Source organism: Micromonospora sp. Utrum1 (assembly GCF_057197805.1).
Map to the genome: position 1 here is coordinate 4,872,742 of NZ_CM170071.1, position 19,497 is coordinate 4,892,238.

A 19,497-nucleotide genomic window follows, 5' to 3' on the forward strand; every position below is an offset into this window, starting at 1 on the left:
GGGCGTCTCGCACGCCGAGTCCGGGCACGCCCGGCACGACGGGGCGGCCGCCGCGGCGGCCGCCCCGGGGGCGAGGCTCAGGAGCTGGGGCAGGTGTTGCGGTACTCCTCGATGGCCAGCCCGCTCGGGCCCGGGCACAGGAACTGCTCGTAGCGGGTGTCGTTGTCCACGAAGCGCTTCAGCCAGGCCACCATCTGCTTTGCCGTCGGCGTGTTTACCGACTGCGGGAAGAAGTGGCTCGCCCCGTTCAACTCCAGGTACGCCTTCTCCGACGAGGCCGGGATGCTGGTGTAGAAGGGCACCGAGTGGCTGGCGACCGGGGCGATGGTGTCGCTCTCCCCACCGACGATGAGCGTCGGCACCGTGACCTCCGACCAGGTCTTGTCGAGGTTCCACGGGGCGAGCGGGACGGCGGCCTGCAGCGACGGCCGGGCGGCGGCGGCCTCCAGGGTGCCGCCACCGCCCATCGAGTGCCCGGCCACGGCCAGCCGGCTCGCGTCGATCCGGCCCCGGACGGAGCTGCGCTGGACCAGGTAGTCCAGCGCGGCCAGGAGTTGGCGACCACGGCTGTCCGGCTGGTCGAGGAGGGTGTTGGTCTCGATGCCGATGACCACGAAGCCGTGCGAGGCGATCCGCGGCCCGAGCCAGCTGAGGCTCGACCAGGTGGCCGTGTAGCCGGGCGAGATGGCGATGGCGCCGAAGGTGCCCTCGCTGGTGCTGGTCGGGTAGTAGACGACTCCGCCGCCGAAGCCGGTGACGCTCAGCGCGGAGACGCTGTAGGACGTGGTGGCGAAGGGGCCGCGGCTGGCCTCCAGGAGGGCGTCGGTCGGCGCGGGGCCGCGCTCGTAGGGGTTGTCGGCGGCCTGGGCGCCGGCGGGGACGGCCAGGGCGCCGCCGACGGCCAGGACGGCCGCCACGGCGATCCGGGCCAGGGCACGGACGGGGGTACGGGGACGGGTGGTGGTGGCTGATCGCACGTCGTCTGCTCCTTGTCGGGTCGGAGATCCATTGACATGCGTCAGTATTGGAGTCCCCGCCCGGCGCCCGCATCGGCGAAATCACCAGTCGTCGCGCCGGCCGCCCACGGCGCGGTGACCTGACCGTGACGTGGACAGTGGACGATGGACCGATGCAGCTCACCCGACGGAACCTGCTCGGCGTGACCGCGGCGGCCGGCGTGACCGGCCTGGCCACCGGCTGTGAGCCGGAGCGACGGGAGGCAGCCGGGCCGGCGGCGAGCGCCGCACCGGCCCTGGACCCGGCGAGCTGGGACAGCGTACGGGCCCAGTTCGCGCTCGACCGCGACCGCGCGCACCTGGCCACCTTCGTCTTCGCGCCCCACCCGGCCCCGGTGCGCGCCGCCGTCGCCACGCACCGCGACGGGCTCGACCGCGACGCGGTGGGCTACCTGGGCGCCAACGAGGAGCGCCTCGACGGCGCGGTGCTCGGGGCGGCGGCCCGCCACCTCGACACCCGACCCGACCAGATCGCGCTCACCGACTCGACCACCATGGGCCTCGGACTGGTCTACACCGCGGTGCGGCTGGGGCCGGGCGACGAGGTGCTCACCACCGAGCACGACTTCTACGCCACCCACGAGTCGTTGCGGCTGCGGGCCGAGCGGGACGGGGTGACCGTCCGCCGGGTACGCCTCTATCAGGACCCGGCGGTGACCACCGTCGACGAGATGGTCGGCAACCTCGCGGCGGCGGTCTCCGCCCGCACCCGGGTGGTGGCGCTCACCTGGGTGCACTCCAGCACCGGCGTGAAGCTGCCGGTCCGGCACCTCGCCGAGGCGGTCCGCGCGCGCAGCCCCGAGGCGCTGGTCTGCCTCGACGGTGTGCACGGCTTCGCCGCCGACGCTGCGACCCCGGAGCAGCTGGGCTGCGACCTGCTGGTCTCCGGCTGCCACAAGTGGCTGCTCGGGCCGCGGGGCACCGGGCTGGTCTGGGGCAGCACCCGGGCGTGGAGCCGGCTGACCCCGGTCATCCCCACCTTCGACGGGCGCAGCATCGGCCGCTGGCTGTCCGCCGGCACGGGCGGGCAGCCGACGCCGCCGGGGCCGGCGCACACGCCGGGTGGCTACCACAGCTTCGAGCACCGGTGGGCGCTCGCCGACGCCTTCGACTTCCACCACCGGATCGGTCCGGCCCGGGTCGCGGCGCGGAACCGGGAACTCGCCGACCGGCTCAAGGAGGGCCTGGCCGCCATCCGCGGGATCCGGCTGATCACCCCGCGCTCGGCCGAACTCTCCGCCGGGGTGGTCTGCTGCCACGTGCCCGACGTGCCGGTGGGTGAGGCGGTGGGCCGGCTGTACGCCGCCGGGGTGATCGCCAGCAGCACCCCCTACAGCCCGTCCCACCTGCGCTTCGGCGCGACCATCGCGAACAGCGAGGCGGACGTCGAGGCGGCGCTGAAGGCGGTGCGCGGGCTGGTGTGAGCCCCGCCGTCCACCGGGCTCGCTTCCGGGCGCCGGGCGGCACTCCGCCGGCGACCCGCAGGTGTGCCGTGGCCTTTTCCGGGAATGGCACGCCGGCCGGTAGCCGACGGGCCGGCGCGGGCGACGGAGGTCAGGTGGGCAACGGGAGGCAGGATCCGGACGAGCCGCGGGCGGGTGCCGCCGATCCGCGGCGCGAGGCGGAGGGCGACCGGCGTCCGCCCGCCGGCGTGCACCACAGCGGCAAGACGATGTCCGACCCGGACGTGGTCCTCCAGATCCCCCACCTCCGGGTGGACGACATCTGCGTCGAGGTCGACGACCTGGACGCCCACGTGTCCCTGCGCGCACGGCTGGGCCGCCTGCTCCAGTTGGACGTCGGGGTGCAGGCCCGGCTGGGCACGGTCCGGGTCGACATCCGGGGCGTGACGACGGAGGCCATGCTGGAGGTCCGGCTCGACGAGCTGAACGGGATCATCGACCGCGCCCTGAGCACCATCGACCGCAACCCCCAGATCATCGAGGCGGTGGTCCGGACCGTCGACACCACGGTCAACCGGGTGGGCGAGGCCGCGCAGCAGACGCCGGGCCTGTCGGCAGCGCTGGCCCGGTCGCTCCAGCCGGCAGCCGAGGCGCCGGGCGGTGCGGCCGGTCCGCCGGGGCGTACCACGGGGCGGCGGATGAAGAAGCCCGGCGGGGGTGGCCGCCCGCTGCGGCGGATCGCGGCGCGGCTGCTGCCCGGCTGCGGACCCGAGCCGGGAGGCGACGGATGACCTACCGGCCTACTCGTCCCGCTCGGTGCGCGGGAGCAGCTCCGGTGACCAGCGGACGTCGTAGCGCGGGGCGGCGACGGAATCGGCGAAGGCCTTGGAGGCGGCCGGCGAGCCGGCGATCCGCCAGTCCAGCTCCTTGTCCACCTCGAACCAGATGAGTCCGATGACGTCCCGGTGCTTCGGCAGCGCCCGGAAGGTGTCCCGGATCCACTGGGCCTTCCGACCGCCGGCGTCGGTGGCGCCGGTCTCGGTGACGACCATCGGCCGCCGGCTGAAGGTGCGGATCTCCGCGATGGTGGGGCCGAAGATGGCGTCGAAGGACGTGTAGTCCGACCACGTTCCGGTGCCGTAGTAACCGGTGGTGCCCACCCAGTCGACGTAGTCGTCGCCCGGGTAGAGGTCCGCGAGGTTCCCGGTGGTCTTGCTCCACCGGGCGTTCGGGCTCCACACCCAGATGACGTTGGTGGCCCCGGCCCGCTCGAAGAGATCGTGCACGTGCCGCCACGCCTGGACGTACTCGCCGGGGCGGTTGCCGTTGGCCTTCTCGCACCACGGGTACCAGTCACCGTTCATCTCGTGGGCGAACCGGATGGCGACCGGGTAGCCGAGCGACTTCACGCCCTCGGCCCAGGAGCGCAGGTAGCTGTCGAAGTCGCCGTTCACGATCCGCGACAGCCGGTAGTACGGCTGGGTGGAGCGCACCCGGTCGATCTGGCGGACGGCCAGCTTCTTCTGCTTCCGGGCCGCCTCGTCCACGCGGTAGTCCCAGGGTTCCCAGCCCAGCATGGGCAGCATGCCGCGGGCCTTGATCCGGTCGAAGAGCATCCGGTCGAAGGTCGCGGACGCCCAGCCGGCGCCGAAGAGCATCACCTGCGGCTGGCGCTTCGCCGCCGCCGCGAAGCGGTCGACGGCGGTGAAGTCGTACGGCCCCTTGTCGGTCATCACGCCGAAGAAGGCCTTGCCGGCCGGCGGGAAGAGGCCGGCGGCCGGGCCGACCGTGGTCACCGCCGCGGCGTCGGCCGTCACCACCGCGTCCGGCGCGGGCCGGGCGACCCGGTCGGGCGGGGCCGCCGTCGGGCCGCCGCGCTGCGCGGCCGGCGCCACGGCGAAGGCGTACGCCAGCAGCACCACGCCGACCAGCAGCAGCGCCACCCGGGGCACGGTCAGTCTCACCACGACACACCTCCGTCGATCCCGGCCCGTGCCACCGGCGCGGGTCCTTCCTCACTTCCGGCCGCAACGACCGGCTCGGCCGGGTCCTCGGGCCGCTCCCGCCGGGCCCGCAGGTTCTCCGCGAGCGCGATGAGCGGTGGGCCGAGTCCGGTCAGCACGGTCAGCACCGGCCACACCCGCAGCAGCGGGTAGTCGTTGTGCAGCGCGAAGCTCGCGCCGAGCAGGCCCGCGGCGGCGGCCGCCCAGCAGAGGTGCAGCCGGAACGTGCCGAGCGACTCGACGGTGCGCAGCGTGCCCTTGGCGGTCACCACGAACCCGAGCTTGCGGCGCAGCAGCGCGCCGACCGCGGCGGCCACGTAGATCGGTCCGGCGAAGAGCGCCAGCGCCATGCCGACCAGGCCGATCTCCTCCCGCTCGTGCGGGGCGATGTTGAACCGGCGGAGCCAGAGCCAGAGCAGGAACCAGGTGCCCAGGGTCGAGCCCCACAGCACCGACCACACGGTGACGTCGAGCCGCGCCGTGCTCACCCCGGTGAGCAGGTACATGGCGGTGGCGACGTTGCCCAGCAGCAGGCTGACCGCCACGCTCGGGTAGTAGAACTGGAGCAGCCGGTACTGCCAGCGCCGCCGCGACGGCAGCTCACGGGGGGCGCGCAGCTCGGGGCGGACGAGGATCTCGCAGATGCCGGCCGCCCAGCGCCTCTGCTGGTTGAAGTAGTCCGCCCAGGAGGTCGGGCCCTCGCCGATGGCCACCACGTCGGGGGTGTAGACGCCCTTCCACCGGTTGCCGGTGGCCGGGTTGACGGCGGCGTGGATCCGGATGCTGGTCAGGTGGTCCTCGATGATCGAGTCCTGGTAGCCGCCGATGGTCCGCCAGGCCGACGGTCGGTAGAGGTGGCCGGTGCCGGTGAGCAGCGGCGCCTCCAGCCCGTTGCCGCCGCGGGCGATGAGGCCGTTGTAGAGGTACTGCTGCACTGAGGCGCCGTGCGCGACGAAGTTCTGGTGCATGTTGCCGTACACCTGGGGGGTCACCACGAAGGCGACGTCCGGGTCGCGGAAGTAGCCGAGGGTGCGTTCGAGGAAGTTGGGCAGCGGCACGTGGTCCGGGTCGACGTTGGCCACCACGTCGTACCGGTCCTCGTGCTCGGCCCGCCAGGCGTTGTGGTTGCCGGACTTGGTCCGGGCCCGGAACTCCCCGCCGGGCTGGTTGTACTCCGGCCGGCCCTTGCGGCTGAAGTGGTGCACGCCGAGCCGCGCGGCCATCTCCTTCACCGCCGGGTCGTCGCCCTCGTCGAGGATCCAGACGTCCACCCGGCCGCAGTAGACAATCTGTCGCAGCCGGCGCAGCGTCCGCTCCGCCACGTCGAGCGGTTCCTTGCTGGGCACGATCGTGGTGAGCAGGGCCACCCGCAGGCCGACCGGTGGGTCGACCGGCACCGGATCCCGGGCGTGGAACGCGAACACCCACACCACGACGTTCTGTGCGAGGCGGATGAGCTCGACGCCGACGACCACGCAGAAGCCGAGCCGGGCGGCGAGCGTCGGCCAGCCGCCGGGGCCGACCACGCCCGGCCCGGGCACGTGCTGGGGCAGCAGCAGCCAACCGACGAACAGCAGCCCGGCCGCGCTGTTGAGCAGCACGAGCAGGGTCAGCATCAGCCGCGCCGCGGTCGAGCCGACCGGGCGGAACTCGACCGCCGCGTCCGGGCGCCGCGGCGCGACCAGCGGACCAGCGGTGGCGCCGCACCGGGCGTACGCCAGGCGGGCCCGGACGTTCAGCTGCCGGCGGTCCGGTCCCTTCCGAGCGGGCGGGCCGGCCGGGGCGATCACCGCCGGACGGTCGCCCGGGATGTCCGTGCGGGCCCGCGACGGGCGTGTATCGGCGGCGACGGCCACGTTTCCCCCATGGTGCTCTCGCCACGAACCCGGCAGAGGTCGATCCTAAGCGGGCAATGAGGTACAAAAAGGTGCGAATAGGTCAGAGGGTGGTGCGCTCGTTCACCAGCAGGGCCAGCGTGAACCCGGTGGGGTGCCAGACCTGCGCCACCTGGTATCCGGTCCGGAGCAGCCGCTCCGTCGCGCCACCGAGCGGCGGCACGGGATCCCCGCGGTCGCCGGGGCGGATCACCCACAGCCGCCGGACGCCCCGCAGGCAGCCCGCACAGTCCTGTGGCGGCGCCGCGGCGAACACGTCCGCCGGTCGCCGGTCGGCGGGAAGGTAGCGGGCCACCAGGGTCCGCGCGTCGGCGTCGCCGTAGACCACGCCGTCGCCGGGCAGCCGCCGCGCGCCGACGATCCCGGCGACCTCGCGGGTGGCCTGCCCGTGCCCGTCGGGCGCGCGCACCGCCGCCTGGACCGGCGCGCCGATCAGGGCCAGGGCCGCCAGGGCCCCCACCCACCAGCGGGCGCGCACCCGGGACAGGGCAGCCGCGGCCAGCGCCGCCCAGGCCGGCACCGTGAAGAGCAGGCTGGCCGGTGACCAGACGGGGGTCGCCTGCGCGACGAGCAGCAGGCCGAGCGGCGGCACCACGGCCCACGCGGTGCAGACCGCCGCGGCGTGCCGCAGCGGAAGGCTGAACAGGGCCAGCCCGAGCAGCACCGCACCCAGCGCGGCCACGCCGAACAACTCCCCGGGGGTCGCGGCGAGGGCCGCCGGGTCGGGACGGGCCCCCGGCGCGAGCTGCCCGCCGGCACGTACCCCGGACCAGAGCAGCGCGGCGGCCGGCAACACGCCGAGGGTCGCGGCGGCCAGCCACCGGCCGGCCGCCCCGCGCCGGAAGGCGAGCACGACCCAGCCGTGCCCGACGAGCAGCAGGAGCGCCACCGCGTGACACAGGCCCAGCAGGACCACCGCACCGGCGTACGGGGCCAGGCGTCGCAGGCTCGGCCGGTCGAGCGCGGGCAGCAGGAGCCAGGTGGCGAGCACCGCGGCGAACAGGGCCAGCGCGTACGGCTGGGCCTCCTGCGCGTACCGGGTGACGCTCGGCAGCAGCGCGAAGATCAGCCCGGCAAGGACGCCGGTGCCCGGCGCGAACATCCGGGCGGCCAGCGCGCCGACGAGCGCCGCGGTCGCCGTCACGGCGAGCAGGGACGGTACGCGCAGCGCGAGGTCGGAGGCGCCGAACACCGCCGCCCAGGCGCGCATCAGCAGGTGGTACGGCGCGAACGCGACGTCGCCGCCGGGCAGCCCGTCGGACCAGGGGGAGGTGGCGGCCCGCCAGGTCGCGAGCTCGGCCAGGCGCAGGCCCGGCGTGCCGGCGCCCACGACGCCGAGCACTCCCGCCAGCAGGGCGGGCAGCAGCCAGGCGGCGTGCCGCCACCGAAGGTCGGCCGGTGGACGGTGCGTGCGGACCCGGGCCCCGAGCGCCCGGTCCTCGCCCCACGGGTCCTCGACCCGGATCTCCCCCGGCCCGAGCCGGGGCAGGACCATGGTGTCCGCGTCCATCATCGTGACTCACGCATCCCTGTGGGTGCCGGCGACCGAGGCCCAGCCGCCCGGGGCGACGCCGGATCGGCGTGCTCGCGACGGTGCCGACCGCGTGCGCGGCCGGCACCGGGAGTCCCCGGGTCGAGGACTGGATGACACCGTGGAGCCTAGTAAGCAACTCCGACATATCGCTCATGTACGGCGAAAAGGACCGAGCGATACCTCGGACGGGCGAAATCGGTCAGCGACCGGAGCCGGTGTGATCCGGCCGCCCTGCCCCGGCTTTCGTGCGAGCATCGGCACGGAGGGACGAGGAGTGAAGGCGCTGGTGTGGCGGGGCGTGAACGAGCTGGCCGTGACCCAGGTCCCGGACCCGCAGCTCCGCAACGAGCAGGACATGATCGTCCGGGTACGCAAGACCGCCACCTGCGGCTCCGACCTGCTCCTGCTCGGCGGCCACCGCCCGCTCCCGGCACCCGGCGACGTGCTGGGGCACGAGTTCCTCGGTGAGGTGGTCGAGATCGGGCCACAGGTGCGCAGGCACCGGGTCAGCGACCGGGTGGTGGTCTGCTCCGTCGTCTCCTGCGGCCGCTGCTGGCACTGCCGGCGGCGGCAGTTCTCGCTCTGCGACAACGGCGGCACCGGCCCGGCCCTCGGCGAGCCGGCCCCGGGTTCCGCCCCCGGCGGCTGCTACGGCTACTCGCCGGCCCTCGGCGGATTCGCCGGCAGCCACGCCGAGTACGTCCGGGTCCCGTACGCCGACCAGGGCGCCTTCACGGTGCCGGACGGGGTCGCCGACGAGCGCGCCCTGTTCGCCTCCGACGCGGCTCCGACGGGCTGGATGGGCGCCGAGCTCGGTGGCGTCCGGCCCGGTGACGTGGTGGCGGTGTGGGGCGCAGGCGGCGTCGGCCAGCTGGCGGCACGGGCCGCCGTGCTGCTGGGCGCGGAGCGGGTCATCGTGATCGACCGCCTGGCCGACCGGCTCCGGATGGCCGAGCGGCACCTCGGCGTCGAGACCCTCGACTACGACACCCGGGACGTCGGCGGGGAACTGCTGGAGCGCAGCGGCGGGCGGGGCCCGGACGTCTGCATCGAGGCGGCCGGCATGCCGGCGCCCGGTGGCGGACCGCGGTCCTGGCACGACCGGCTCAGGCACCGGCTCCGGCCGGACCCACCCGTGGCCGCCCGCGAGGCCGTCCGCCACTGCCGCAAGGGCGGCAGCGTCTTCCTGCTCGGGGCGTACGCCGGCCTCGTCGACAGGTTTCCGCTCGGGGCCGTGGTGGACAAGGGCCTCACCCTGCGCGGCGCCCGGCAGCACGGCCACCGGTACATCCCCATGCTGCTGGACCGGATGGCCCGCGGCGAGCTGGTCACCGAACACCTCGCCACCCACACGATGCCGCTCGACCGGGCGCCCTTCGGCTACGACACGTTCCGGAACAGGCGCGACGGCTGCGTCCGGGCCGTCTTCGAGCCGCTCGGCTGAGCGGCGGTCCTGTCGGTCAGCTCACTTCAGCGCACGAAACTTTGCACTGTCTGCAAGATCGCCTGTAGGGTCGCCCGGTGACCCTGGACAGCCCTCCGGCCGACACCGGCCTGCGCGACCGCAAGAAGCGGCGGACCCGCACGGCGCTGGCCACCGCGGCGCTGCGCCTGGTCGCCGAGCACGGTCTCGACCAGGTGACCGTCGAGGAGATCAGCGCGGCCGCGGACGTCTCCTCCCGGACCTTCTTCAACTACTTCCCGAGCAAGGACGACGCGCTCGTCGGCGACCAGGCCGTGCTCAACGCCCGGTTCGTGGCGCGCCTCGCCGAGGTGCCACCGGAGGTGCCCGCCCTCGCGGCCATCCGCGTGGCGCTCGCCGAGGTGATCGAGGAGATGCAGGAGGACCGCGAGCTGTGGCAGCTCCGCATGGACGTCGTCATGCGGAACCCGGCCCTGCTGCCGCGCTTGATCGCCGCGGGCGCCGAGGCGGAACGGTCGATGATCGACGTCGTCGCCGCCCGGGTGGGCGTACCCGGGGACCACGGGTTCCCGGCCCTGCTCACGAACGTCACCGGTGCCGCGTTCCGCACCGCCATGCTCCGCTGGGCGGCCGCCGCCGGCGCCCGGCCCCTCGCCGACCTGGTCGACGAGGCGTTCGACACCCTCGCCGCCGGCCTGCCGGACCCCGGCAGGGCGCCCGACCCGTCCCGCATCCCGAGTTGAGGAACAGCATGACCGTACCCACCGCGCCCGCCGACGCCGCCGAGGTCGGCCCGGCCCGCATGTCCCGCCGCGAAGTCCTCCAGGCCCTCTCCGGCCTCATGGTGGGCATGTTCGTGTCGATCCTCGCGTCCACGGTCGTGGCGAACGCGCTGCCGCGCATCATCGCCGACCTGAACGGCAGCCAGACCGTCTACACCTGGATCGTCACCACCGAACTGCTGGCCATGACGGCGACCGTGCCGCTGTGGGGCAAGCTGGCCGATCTCTACAGCAAGAAGCTGCTCATCCAGTCGTCCCTGGGCCTGTTCGTGATCGGCTCGCTGATCGCCGGCTTCACCCCGAACGTCGAGGTGCTGCTGCTCAGCCGGATCGTGCAGGGCGTCGGTGCCGGTGGCATGACCGCCCTGGCCACCATCGTGATGGCCGCCATGATTCCGCCGCGCGAACTCGGCCGGTACGCGGGCATCTTCGGCGCCGTCTTCGGCGTCGGCACCATCGCCGGGCCGCTCATCGGCGGGGTCCTGGTGGACACCTCCTGGCTCGGCTGGCGCTGGTGCTTCCTGATCGGCGTCCCGTTCACCCTGCTGTCGATCTTCCTGCTCCAGCGGACCCTGCACCTGCCGGTCGTCCGCCGGCAGGTACGGATCGACTGGCTCGGCGCCGCCCTCATCACGACGGGCGTCTCCCTGCTGCTGGTCTGGTCGTCGCTGGCCGGGCAGAAGTTCGCCTGGGCCTCCGGCTGGACGGCGCTCATGGTCGCCGGCGGGGTCGCGGTGCTGGCGGTGGCGGTGGTCGTTGAGTCCCGCGCCGCCGAGCCGATCGTCCCGCTGGACATCTTCCGCAACCGGACCGTCTCGCTGGCCACCGTGGCCAGCGTCCTGGTCGGCGTGGCGATGTTCGGCGGTACCGTATTCCTGTCGCAGTACTTCCAGATCTCCCTGGGCAAGTCGCCGACCGTGGCCGGCCTCATGAGCCTGCCGATGATCTTCGGGCTGCTGGTGTCCTCGACCGTCGCCGGCCAGCTCATCACTCGGTACGGCCGCTGGAAGATCTTCCTGGTCGCGGGCGGCGCCGTGATGACGGCCGGGATGGTGCTGCTCGGCACCATCGGCGCCGGCACCATCGGCGTCGTCATCTCGGTCTACATGGCGGTGCTCGGCATCGGCGTCGGCATGCTGATGCAGAACCTGGTGCTGGCCGCCCAGAACGACGTGCCCGCCCACGAACTCGGCGCGGCAACCTCCGTGCTGACCTTCTTCCGCAGCATGGGCGGCGCGATCGGGGTCAGCGCCCTCGGCGCCATCCTGGCCAACCGGGTCACCGACCTGATGACCGAGCGGCTCGGCCCGGCCGCGGCCGGTGGCGGCTCCTCCACCGCCGTGCCGGACCTCTCCACGCTGCCCGAGCCGCTGCTGCGCATCGTGCAGGACGTCTACGGCACCGCCACCGCCGAGCTGTTCCTGGTCGGCGCGCCGCTGGCCCTGCTCGCCATGGTCGTGGTCCTGTTCATCAAGGAGAAGCCCCTGCACACGCTCAGCGGCGACGAGCGGCGGGCGCAGGAGGAGGCGGCGCAGGCCGCCGGCGTCGTCCACTGACGACTCGTCCGGAGCGAGGTCCCGAGCAGTCGATCGGGGGCTGCGCGGGACCCGCTCCGGATGCGAGGATGACCGGGTGTCATCGCTCGCGTTACCGCACGTGACCTTCCTGGGTGGGCATCCGCGTCGCACGAGCGAGACGACCGGGCTGACCGCCGTCCTCGACCGCTCCGGCATCGACCTGCGCCGGCCGATCCGCCGGTTCCTGCGCCTTTCCTGGCGCAGCCTGCGGGGGCTGGACATCCGGACGCCGACCCTGCTCAGCCTGGCGCTCCACGATCGCCGCCTGCCCGACGGCGGCGCGTACCTCGACCTGCACCTGGATGACGGCGTGTGTTCGTTGCACGTCTCGGACACGCCGGCGGCGGAGCTGCGGGAACGGCTCGCGGCGTGGGCGGCGGACGAGGCGGGGCCGCCCGAGCCGCTGCCCGCCATGCCCGTGCCGCCCCCGCGTTCGGCACGCGGTCCGGTCGACGTGGTGCGGATGTCCCTCGACCTCTGGCGGGCCGCCGGCGTCGGCCGGGAGTCCGTCCCCGATCGGAGCACGCTGGCATACCGGCTCAGCGTCGCCGAGGACCATCGCCACTGTGGCCGGTTCGCCGAGGCCCTCGCCCTGCTCGAACCCCTCGCCGCGGGCACGGCGGCGGCGTACGGGCCGTTCGACACCGACGCCCTGACCGTCCGCAACGCCCTCGGTCAGGCCTACCTGGCCGCCGGGCAGGTCGACGACGGGCTCGACGTGCTGCGCGAGGTGGTGGCCGCCGCCGAGCACGCGCAGGGTGACGACGCCGACCTCACCCTCGTCATCCGTAACAACCTGGCGGTCGGATACCAGCACGCCGGCCAGTACGCGCAAGCCATCGAGCTGCACGAACAGAACATCCGGCACAGCGAGCGCAGGCACGGGCGGCAGAGCCGGCAGACGGCCGGCCGCCGCAACAACCTGGCCGCCACCCTGGCGCTGGCCGGCTACCGGCGGCGGGCGATCGCGGGCTACTGGGAGGTCCTCGACGCGCTGCCGGCCGGTGTCCGCGAGGACCCGCTCGCGGTCACCGCCCGGCAGAACCTCGCCATCCTGCACAACCCGACCTGGCGCCCGTGACCGGTCAGGGGCGGGGCGGTGAGCGGTCGGCGGAGCCGGCCCGCCGGGCGCGGGGCACCACGTCGTCCTTGCGGACGATCGCGGTGACCTGCTCACCGATCTCGCGGGTGAGCCGGCCTGGACAGGGCAGGCCGAGCTGCACCGCCAGGTCCCGGCCGTGCAGGTCGACGGCGGCCTCGGCCAGGTCGGCGTAGACCGCGACGGCCAGGCGGGCGCGGTAGCGGGCGGCGAGCAGCGCCACAAGCCCGACGGCCAGGGCCGGCCACCAGAACGCACCGAGGACGGCGTACAGCAGGCCCCAGCCCACCAGCCGGGCGGCCGCCCCGCACCGGTCCCGCGCGGCCGCCAGCTCGCCCCGCGTCTCCTCCGGGAGCAGCAACCACAGGCGCGGCCACCCGCTCGCCAGGTCGATGCCGTAGCTGCGGTGCACCCGGACGTCGGTGGCGTGCAGCCGGTCGCCGACCCAGGTGGGCCCCGCCGGCTCCACGAGACAGATCGCCGCCCGCCGGGCGTGGGCCCGGCGCGCCCGGTCGCGCAGCGCGGTGTCGCCGGTGTCCGCGAGGAGCGCGCGTTCCGCGGCCAGCACGGCGGCGTCCGCGCGCTCCCACCGGCGGCGACGCCGGGCGGCGAGCCGGCGCAGCACCGGCCCGGATCCGGTCAGGCTCCACGTCCAGGAGACGAGCATCCCCACCGACTGCGCGGTGAGCCCGGCCGCCGCCGCGCCGAGCAGGAACGCGACCGCACCGATGAGCACCGTCGCTCCGGATCCGCCGGCCGGTCGGGCGGTCAGCCCGTCCCACCAGGCCGCCAGGGCCCGCTGATCCACGGCGTGCCGCTGCCCGAGGACGTGGGCCAGGACCACCGCGCCGGCGAACAGCGCCCCCGGCAGCAGCAGCGCCGCCGTCCACCGGGTAACCAACTGCTTGCCCAGCTCGGCGAGGACGGCGTTCACAACACGATCCGGCGCTGCCCGAACGGGGCGCCGGTCAGCCCGCACACCGGCCGGTCACCGTCGGCGGCGGGGACCGCGCGGGGACACGGCAGCGGGCTCGGGCAGCCCCAGGCGACGACCGTGGGATGCCCGCCCCCGCCGAGCCACGGTTCGAAACCGCGTACGCCGATGGTCAGTCCGTCGATGCCGTGGCGGGCGAAGGCGTCGTCGAGCCGGTCGAGGTCCTCCTCCAGCCGGTGGTCCAGGCGGCCCTGGGCGACAGCCTCGGCGATCCGGTCGAGCACGTCGGCCACGCCGTACCGCTCGGCATGCTCGCGCAGCTGCCCTCCGACGGCCTGCCGGCACAGCCGACCGACGCGCTCCGCAACGAGTTCCAAGGCCGCTCCTCGGGCACCGGTTGGCTTCCGCTGCCACCCTAGTGCGGTGTCCACTAACGTTCACCGGGTGTGCGGTGGGTGTTGTGGATCCTCGCCTTTTGGGCGAGCGACTCCCCACCGGGTGGTGGGGCGGGCCTCCGCGGGCCAACTGATCCTCGCGCCGCCCGGTGTTGGCGGCGGGGGTCACGTCGGGACTGGCCGACACCGGGGAGGTGTCGTCCGGCTCGACGGTGCGTGACCACCTGCGGCAACACGGGCATGGCTGTCGAGGTGGTGGGTCCGCCGCCCGGGGTGCGGGTGGCGATGGTGGCGGCCGCGACGAGGTCACGGTGCCCGGCAAACGTGCAGTGCGGGCAGGTCAGGGTCCGGCCGCGGGGTTTCGGCACCCGCCGCCGGCAGGCCGGGCAGGTCGAGGAGGTGCCACGTTCGTCGACGAGGTGAACGGTGATGCCGGCCAGGACAGCTTTGTCGGTGAGGACCTGCAGGAGCCGGCCGATCTGCCATTGCCGCAGCCGCAGGTTGTGCCGCCGCCCCGCGTCCAGGTCGAGCACGCCACGCGGGTCACCCACGTGCAGCACACCGACCCGCTCGCGTACCGCCCAGGACACGACCGTGCGGGCGGCCTCGTGTTGGGCCTGACGCACCCGGCGCCGGTGCCGGCCCTCCACCAGCCGCGCCCGACGCCGGTACTGACGCCACCGCCGCGACCCCTTCTGCCCCGGCTTCGGCGCCCGCCGCGCGACCGCACGACGGCGGGCCTTGGTATCCGCCAGGTGCATGCGGTGCTCGGCGCGGACCGCCCGCCCCGACACCAACAGCCCCGCACCGTCCGGGCCCGCCACCGCGTACGGATGGATGATCCCCAGATCCACCCCCGCCACCCTGGCCGGGTCCGGTCCCTCACCCGGCGGATACGCCGCCACCGGCACCTCAGCGGTCACGTCCAGGAACAGCCGGCCACCCTCACACAACAGCGTGACCGACCGGACCTGCTCAACCGGATACGGCAACTCCCGGCCCAACCGCACCCACAGCGCCGCGGTGCCTCTCGCGCTGGGAATCCGCACCCGACGCCCGTCAACGATGAACGTGCCGTGATACCAACGCACCGGCACCAACCCGCGGCGACGCCGCGGGAACCCCGCCGACACATCACCATCGTTGCGGCGCTTCGCCGCCGCGAACCACGCGTCAGAGAACCGGCGCAACACCGACCGGGCACCCGTCGAATCCAACTCGCCGAACGTGCCCGGCCCCGACACCGCCAACACCCGACACAACTCCTGATAGCCCACCAGCGGCACATCCCGGCGACGACGCCGCCACCCATTGACCTCCAACACACACGCCCACACGTCACCAGCCGAACGCAGCAGGCCGAAACACCGCCGCCGCTGCCCTGACGTCACCCGCAACGCCACACGCGCGGTGCGATGCACCACCCGAGGCGCGGCAGGATCCCGACGACGAGGCACAACCACACCCAACACCACCAGTACGACAAAACTCCCCGGCACCCAACCCGGCGAACGTTTGTGTCACGGCACTAAGGACCGCGGCGGGCCGCTACCGTCCCCAAGGGTGGGTCGCGCGGCCGGCTTCCGCGCACCGGCCGGGCCCGGCAGGATTGGCACCGGAGATCGGAGACCGACACCGGCGTACCGGAATCGAGTGGCGATGTCGAGACGGACCACCCACGCCGCCGTACGGCGGGTCATGGCGGTGATCGCCGAATACGAACGCACCGGTGACCCGTCCGTCCTCACCGGACCGGACCTGTCCTACGACGCGGACCTCCTCGCCGCCGCGGCCGGTGACCGGGGTGCCGGCCGGAGCGCCGCGCACGCGCTGGCCCGGCTCCACTGGTACCGCTACCTCGACCTGCCCGGGCTGAACGGCCTGCGGGAGCGCCGGGCGGCCGTCGCGTTGTTCCGGCAGGGGTGCCGCGGCGACCCGGACGGGGTGCCGGAGCTGATCCGGGACGAATACCGGGAGACCGGCCGGTCCGGAGAGCCACGCCTGTCCGAGGTCCTGCTCAGCCAGCAGCAGACCGATCGGGTCGCGGGACTCCGGCAGCGGCACCGGGCCGGTTCCGGGAAGGCCCTGCGGATGCTCGTCACGCTCTATCAGGAGTGGCTGCCGTACCTGTCCCGTGAGCGCGACGAGGCGGCCGACATGCTGCGTGCCGCGCTCCTCACCGACCTCGCCGAGGTGCTGACGACACTGGCCGAGGAGACCGGGGACGGCCGGACCTACGACGAGGCGCTGGACGCCCTGTCCCAGGCCGTGGGGGCCACCTCGACCCAGGACCCGCACCGGCTGCACCGGCTGCTCCGCCGGGCCCGCCTGTTCGAACGCTACTTCGACCGGGGTGCCGGCCCGCGGGCGCTGGAACTCGCCGTCGGCGACTACCGCCGAGCGGCGCAGCTCGCCTGGGGGCGCCACCCCACCGACCCGGGGGTGGTGGCGCGGCTCGGCGCGGCGCTGTGCCGGCTGCACGAGGTGCCGGGGCAGGGGTCGGTGGAACTCCTGCTCGAGGCGACCGCCGCCTGGCGCGACGTGGTGCTGGCCACGCCGCTGGACCGGCCGGCGGCCGCGCCCGCCCTCGAGCGGCTCAACACCGTGGCCAACCTGCTCGCCGACGAGATCGGCCCCGAGCTGGCCAGCGCGATCGTCACCGCGGCCGACCAGCCAGCGGTGCTCGACCGGCTGCTGCGGCGGGCCGAGGAGCTTGCCGACCGGATCGTGGTGGACGCCGCGGCCCCGGCGTTGGCCGAGCAGCACCGGTCGGCCGTCCTGCTGGTCGCCGCGGTGCCCGGCGGCCATCCGGAGCGGCCCCGGGCCCTGCTCCTGCTCGGCGGGGCGGAGCGGCATCGTTGGGAACACGGCGGCGAGCTGGACGGCGCGGTGCGGGCGGCGACCTGGGCGCAGCTCGCCCTGGACGCCGCCGGGCCGGAGCATCCGCTGCGGCGGCCGGCGCTCAATCTGCTGGCCGGCGCCGCCGCCACGGCGGGGATGCACGGGCAGGCCGAAGGGCTGGTCGAGGTGGCCGTCTCCGCGGCGCGTGCGGCGCTGGAGCTGGCCGACGGGCAGCCGGACACCCGTCCCCGGCAGCTCGATGTCCTTGCGGGCGCTCTGACCGCCGCCGGGTGGCTGGCCGAGGATCCGGAGCTGCTGGATGAGGCGGTGCGACACCAGCGGGAGGCCCTGGAGCACACGCCGGCGCGGCACGAGGCGTACCCGCTGCGGCTGATGGGGCTCGCCGACGCGCTGGTCCGCCGGGCGGTGCTGGCGCCCGACGACGTGCTGCTCGCCGAGGCCGTGGAGACCAGCCGTCGCGCCGCCGAGGCGCTGCCCGCCGGCGACTCCCGCCGGGTCGGCTTCCGCTACAACGAGGCGAGCAGCCAGGCCCTCCTCGCGGTGCGCCAGGCCGACGAGGCCGGCCTGCTGGCGGCCGAACACACGTTCCGCGAGGCCCTCGCCCTGCTGGCGCCGGACCACCCGGACCAGCCCCGGATCGGCAGCACGATCGCCGACACCCGCTACCGGCGCTACCTCCTCAGCGGTGACCTCGACGTGCTGGCCGACGCGGTGCGGCTGGCCCGGCAGGCGGTGGCGCAGACCCCGGCCGGGCACCACTGGTGGCCGCTGCGGGCCAGGTTGTTCGCCCGGACCGCGGCCGAGCTGGCCCGGTCCGGCGGTCCGGGCGCCGACCGGGCGAGGACCGAGGCCATCTCCACGTACGCCGCCGTCGCCGCGTCGTCCGGGGTGGACCCGGCGACCCGGATCGACGCGGAACGCCGGCAGGCCGAGCTGGCCCGCGAGGCCGGCGACCCGGCGGCCCGGCTGGCCGCGCTGGAGCGGGCGGTGCGGGAGCTGCCCGCCTCCGTCGACCGGTCGTCGTCCGGGCGGCGCCGGCTCCACGCGGTCGCCACGCTGGGCGGGGTGGCGACCGAGGCCGCCGCCGCCGCGCTCGCGGCGGACGACGCCGAGCGCGCCGTCGAACTCCTGGAACGCGGCCGGGGCCTGCTGTTCCACGAGGCCCTGGGGATCCGCGGCGGCCGGGTGGAGCTGCGCGCGATCGACGCCCGGCTCGCCGCGGAACTCGACCGGATCGACCGGGAGCTGGCGCAGGCGGACGCCTACACACAGGTCCGGAAGTTCAGCATCCAGGTGGAACGCCGGAAGGCGTCCGGCGAGGTGCTGGCCAGCTCCAGCGGGGACTGGGATCCCCGGCCGGTCTGGCTGGCCCGGACCCGGCAGCTCGCCGCCGAGCGGGACCGGGTGGTCGAACGGATCCGCCGGCTGCCCGGGTTCGTCGATTTCCTCCGGCCGCCGTCGATGCCGCTGCTGCGCGGGCGGCTGGCCGGGATGCCGGTGGTCGTCGTCACGATGCACGGCGACCGGGGCGACGCGCTGGTCGTCCCGGCCGACCCGTACCGGCCCGTGCGGCCGGTGCGCCTGCCCGACCTGCGCGCGACCGTGGTCCGGCGGCACGTGGTCCGCTGGTACGCCGCGGTGGCCGAGACGACCGACCCGGCGGTGCCGTTCGACCGGCGCGCCGCCGCCCAGGAGGACCTGCACGGCATCCTGGGCTGGCTGTGGGACGCCGTTGCCGGGCCGGTGCTCGATCTGCTGGCCCCCGGGGACGAGCCGCCGCCGCGGATCTGGTGGTGCCCGGTCGGTCCGCTGGCCCGGCTCCCGCTGCACGCCGCCGGTCACCACCGCGAGCCCGGCCGCCGGCGTACCGTCCTCGACCGTGCGGTGTCGTCCTGGACGCCGACCCTCACCGCCCTGGCCCACGCGGGGGCGGACCGGCCGCGACGGCCGACGGCCGCCACGGCCGCCGTCGTCGGCGTGCCGACCGCGCGGGACCTGCCGGCGCTGTCCCAGGTACGCGCCGAGGTCGAGCAGGTCGCCCGGCTGATCCCCGGCTCCACGATGCTCGCCGGCACCGAGGTGGCGCCCGACGCGGTCGAGGACGCGCTGCGGGACCACCCGATCGCGCACTTCGCCTGTCACGGCGAGGCGGACGCCGGCGGGCCGGCGATGCTGACCGGCGGGCTGCGCCTGGGCGCCGGCGGCACGCTCAGCCCGCACCTGGTGGGCTCCTACCACCTGGAGCGGGCCGAACTGGCCTTCCTGTCCGCGTGCGGCTCCGCGCAGACGCATCCCACGTTCACCGACGAACCGCTGCACCTGGCCGCGGCGTTCCAGCTCGCGGGCTTCCGGGGCGTGATCGGCACGACGTGGCGTACCCCGGACAGCGCGCGGGTCGCCGCGGCGTTCTACGCCGGCCTGACCGACGGCGGCACCCGCCCCCCGGACACCACCGCGGCGGCCCGGGTGCTCACCGAGACGGTACGCGCGGTCCGCGACGAGTTCCCGGCGACGCCGACCCGGTGGGCCGGCCACCTCCACGTCGGACTGAACCGGCCGCTGTGACCGCGTCGA

At 74.8% G+C, this 19,497-nt stretch carries 14 protein-coding genes; 7 read left to right on the forward strand and 7 right to left on the reverse strand.

The features are described from left to right. Window positions 1–77 precede the first annotated feature (77 nt). Window positions 78–977: an alpha/beta hydrolase family protein gene (locus AC0OLQ_RS22980; RefSeq protein ID WP_484527971.1), complete on the reverse strand. Its 900-nt coding sequence runs from the start codon at window positions 975–977 to the stop codon at window positions 78–80. A 152-nt stretch (window positions 978–1,129) separates the two neighbouring features. On the opposite strand from AC0OLQ_RS22980, the gene AC0OLQ_RS22985 reads away from it, so the two are divergent. Continuing rightward, complete coding sequence (locus AC0OLQ_RS22985) at window positions 1,130–2,440, forward strand: aminotransferase class V-fold PLP-dependent enzyme (RefSeq protein ID WP_484527972.1); 1,311 nt, start codon at window positions 1,130–1,132, stop codon at window positions 2,438–2,440. A 134-nt stretch (window positions 2,441–2,574) separates the two neighbouring features. Continuing rightward, window positions 2,575–3,210 (forward strand): hypothetical protein, encoded by a 636-nt coding sequence (locus AC0OLQ_RS22990; protein WP_484527973.1) that lies wholly within the window; start codon window positions 2,575–2,577, stop codon window positions 3,208–3,210. 9 nt (window positions 3,211–3,219) lie between these two features. Here the strand turns inward: AC0OLQ_RS22990 and AC0OLQ_RS22995 are convergent, their stop codons facing one another. The 3 genes from AC0OLQ_RS22995 to AC0OLQ_RS23005 all read right to left on the reverse strand — a co-directional run bounded on the left by AC0OLQ_RS22995 (window position 3,220) and on the right by AC0OLQ_RS23005 (window position 7,830). Next, window positions 3,220–4,383: a glycoside hydrolase family 26 protein gene (locus AC0OLQ_RS22995; protein WP_484527974.1), complete on the reverse strand. Its 1,164-nt coding sequence runs from the start codon at window positions 4,381–4,383 to the stop codon at window positions 3,220–3,222. Then, window positions 4,380–6,212, reverse strand: coding sequence for a glycosyltransferase family 2 protein (locus tag AC0OLQ_RS23000; protein WP_484527975.1), 1,833 nt, complete (start codon window positions 6,210–6,212; stop codon window positions 4,380–4,382). The genes AC0OLQ_RS22995 and AC0OLQ_RS23000 overlap by 4 nt, the downstream gene beginning before the upstream one ends. A 148-nt stretch (window positions 6,213–6,360) precedes the next feature. After that, complete coding sequence (locus tag AC0OLQ_RS23005) at window positions 6,361–7,830, reverse strand: glycosyltransferase family 39 protein (protein WP_484527976.1); 1,470 nt, start codon at window positions 7,828–7,830, stop codon at window positions 6,361–6,363. Window positions 7,831–8,125: 295 nt separating this feature from the next. On the opposite strand from AC0OLQ_RS23005, the gene AC0OLQ_RS23010 reads away from it, so the two are divergent. The 4 genes from AC0OLQ_RS23010 (at window position 8,126) to AC0OLQ_RS23025 (ending at window position 12,714) form a co-directional block, all read left to right on the forward strand. Next, window positions 8,126–9,295 carry an alcohol dehydrogenase catalytic domain-containing protein gene (locus AC0OLQ_RS23010; RefSeq protein ID WP_484527977.1) on the forward strand — a complete coding sequence of 390 codons (1,170 nt, stop codon included), beginning with the start codon at window positions 8,126–8,128 and terminating at the stop codon, window positions 9,293–9,295. 77 nt (window positions 9,296–9,372) lie between these two features. Next, a complete protein-coding gene (locus AC0OLQ_RS23015; protein WP_484527978.1) occupies window positions 9,373–10,017 on the forward strand; it encodes an acyl-CoA-like ligand-binding transcription factor in 645 nt (214 codons plus the stop codon). Window positions 10,018–10,025: 8 nt separating this feature from the next. Next, complete coding sequence (locus tag AC0OLQ_RS23020; protein ID WP_484527979.1) at window positions 10,026–11,612, forward strand: MDR family MFS transporter; 1,587 nt, start codon at window positions 10,026–10,028, stop codon at window positions 11,610–11,612. A 100-nt stretch (window positions 11,613–11,712) separates the two neighbouring features. Continuing rightward, complete coding sequence (locus tag AC0OLQ_RS23025; protein WP_484527980.1) at window positions 11,713–12,714, forward strand: tetratricopeptide repeat protein; 1,002 nt, start codon at window positions 11,713–11,715, stop codon at window positions 12,712–12,714. A gap of 4 nt (window positions 12,715–12,718) precedes the next feature. Here AC0OLQ_RS23025 and AC0OLQ_RS23030 read toward each other — a convergent pair whose 3' ends face one another. Genes AC0OLQ_RS23030 through AC0OLQ_RS23040 form a run of 3 tightly spaced genes read right to left on the reverse strand, consistent with a single transcriptional unit; the run spans window position 12,719 to window position 15,560 of the window. After that, a complete protein-coding gene (locus tag AC0OLQ_RS23030) occupies window positions 12,719–13,666 on the reverse strand; it encodes a hypothetical protein (RefSeq protein ID WP_484527981.1) in 948 nt (315 codons plus the stop codon). Next, entirely contained in the window at window positions 13,663–14,043 is a 381-nt protein-coding gene (locus tag AC0OLQ_RS23035; protein WP_484527982.1) for a hypothetical protein, read from the reverse strand. The genes AC0OLQ_RS23030 and AC0OLQ_RS23035 overlap by 4 nt, the downstream gene beginning before the upstream one ends. 53 nt (window positions 14,044–14,096) lie before the next feature. Then, window positions 14,097–15,560: an RNA-guided endonuclease InsQ/TnpB family protein gene (locus tag AC0OLQ_RS23040; RefSeq protein ID WP_484527983.1), complete on the reverse strand. Its 1,464-nt coding sequence runs from the start codon at window positions 15,558–15,560 to the stop codon at window positions 14,097–14,099. 160 nt (window positions 15,561–15,720) lie between these two features. On the opposite strand from AC0OLQ_RS23040, the gene AC0OLQ_RS23045 reads away from it, so the two are divergent. Beyond that, entirely contained in the window at window positions 15,721–19,488 is a 3,768-nt protein-coding gene (locus AC0OLQ_RS23045) for a CHAT domain-containing protein (RefSeq protein WP_484527984.1), read from the forward strand. Window positions 19,489–19,497 lie beyond the last annotated feature (9 nt).

Bases quoted from the DNA above. Each gene is read 5' to 3' on its own strand.
- AC0OLQ_RS22985 (WP_484527972.1), top strand. From the start codon at position 1,130: ATGCAGCTCACCCGACGGAACCTGCTCGGCGTGACCGCGGCGGCCGGC.
- AC0OLQ_RS23005 (WP_484527976.1), bottom strand. From the start codon at position 7,830: ATGATGGACGCGGACACCATGGTCCTGCCCCGGCTCGGGCCGGGGGAG.
- AC0OLQ_RS23020 (WP_484527979.1), top strand. From the start codon at position 10,026: ATGACCGTACCCACCGCGCCCGCCGACGCCGCCGAGGTCGGCCCGGCC.
- AC0OLQ_RS23045 (WP_484527984.1), top strand. From the start codon at position 15,721: ATGTCGAGACGGACCACCCACGCCGCCGTACGGCGGGTCATGGCGGTG.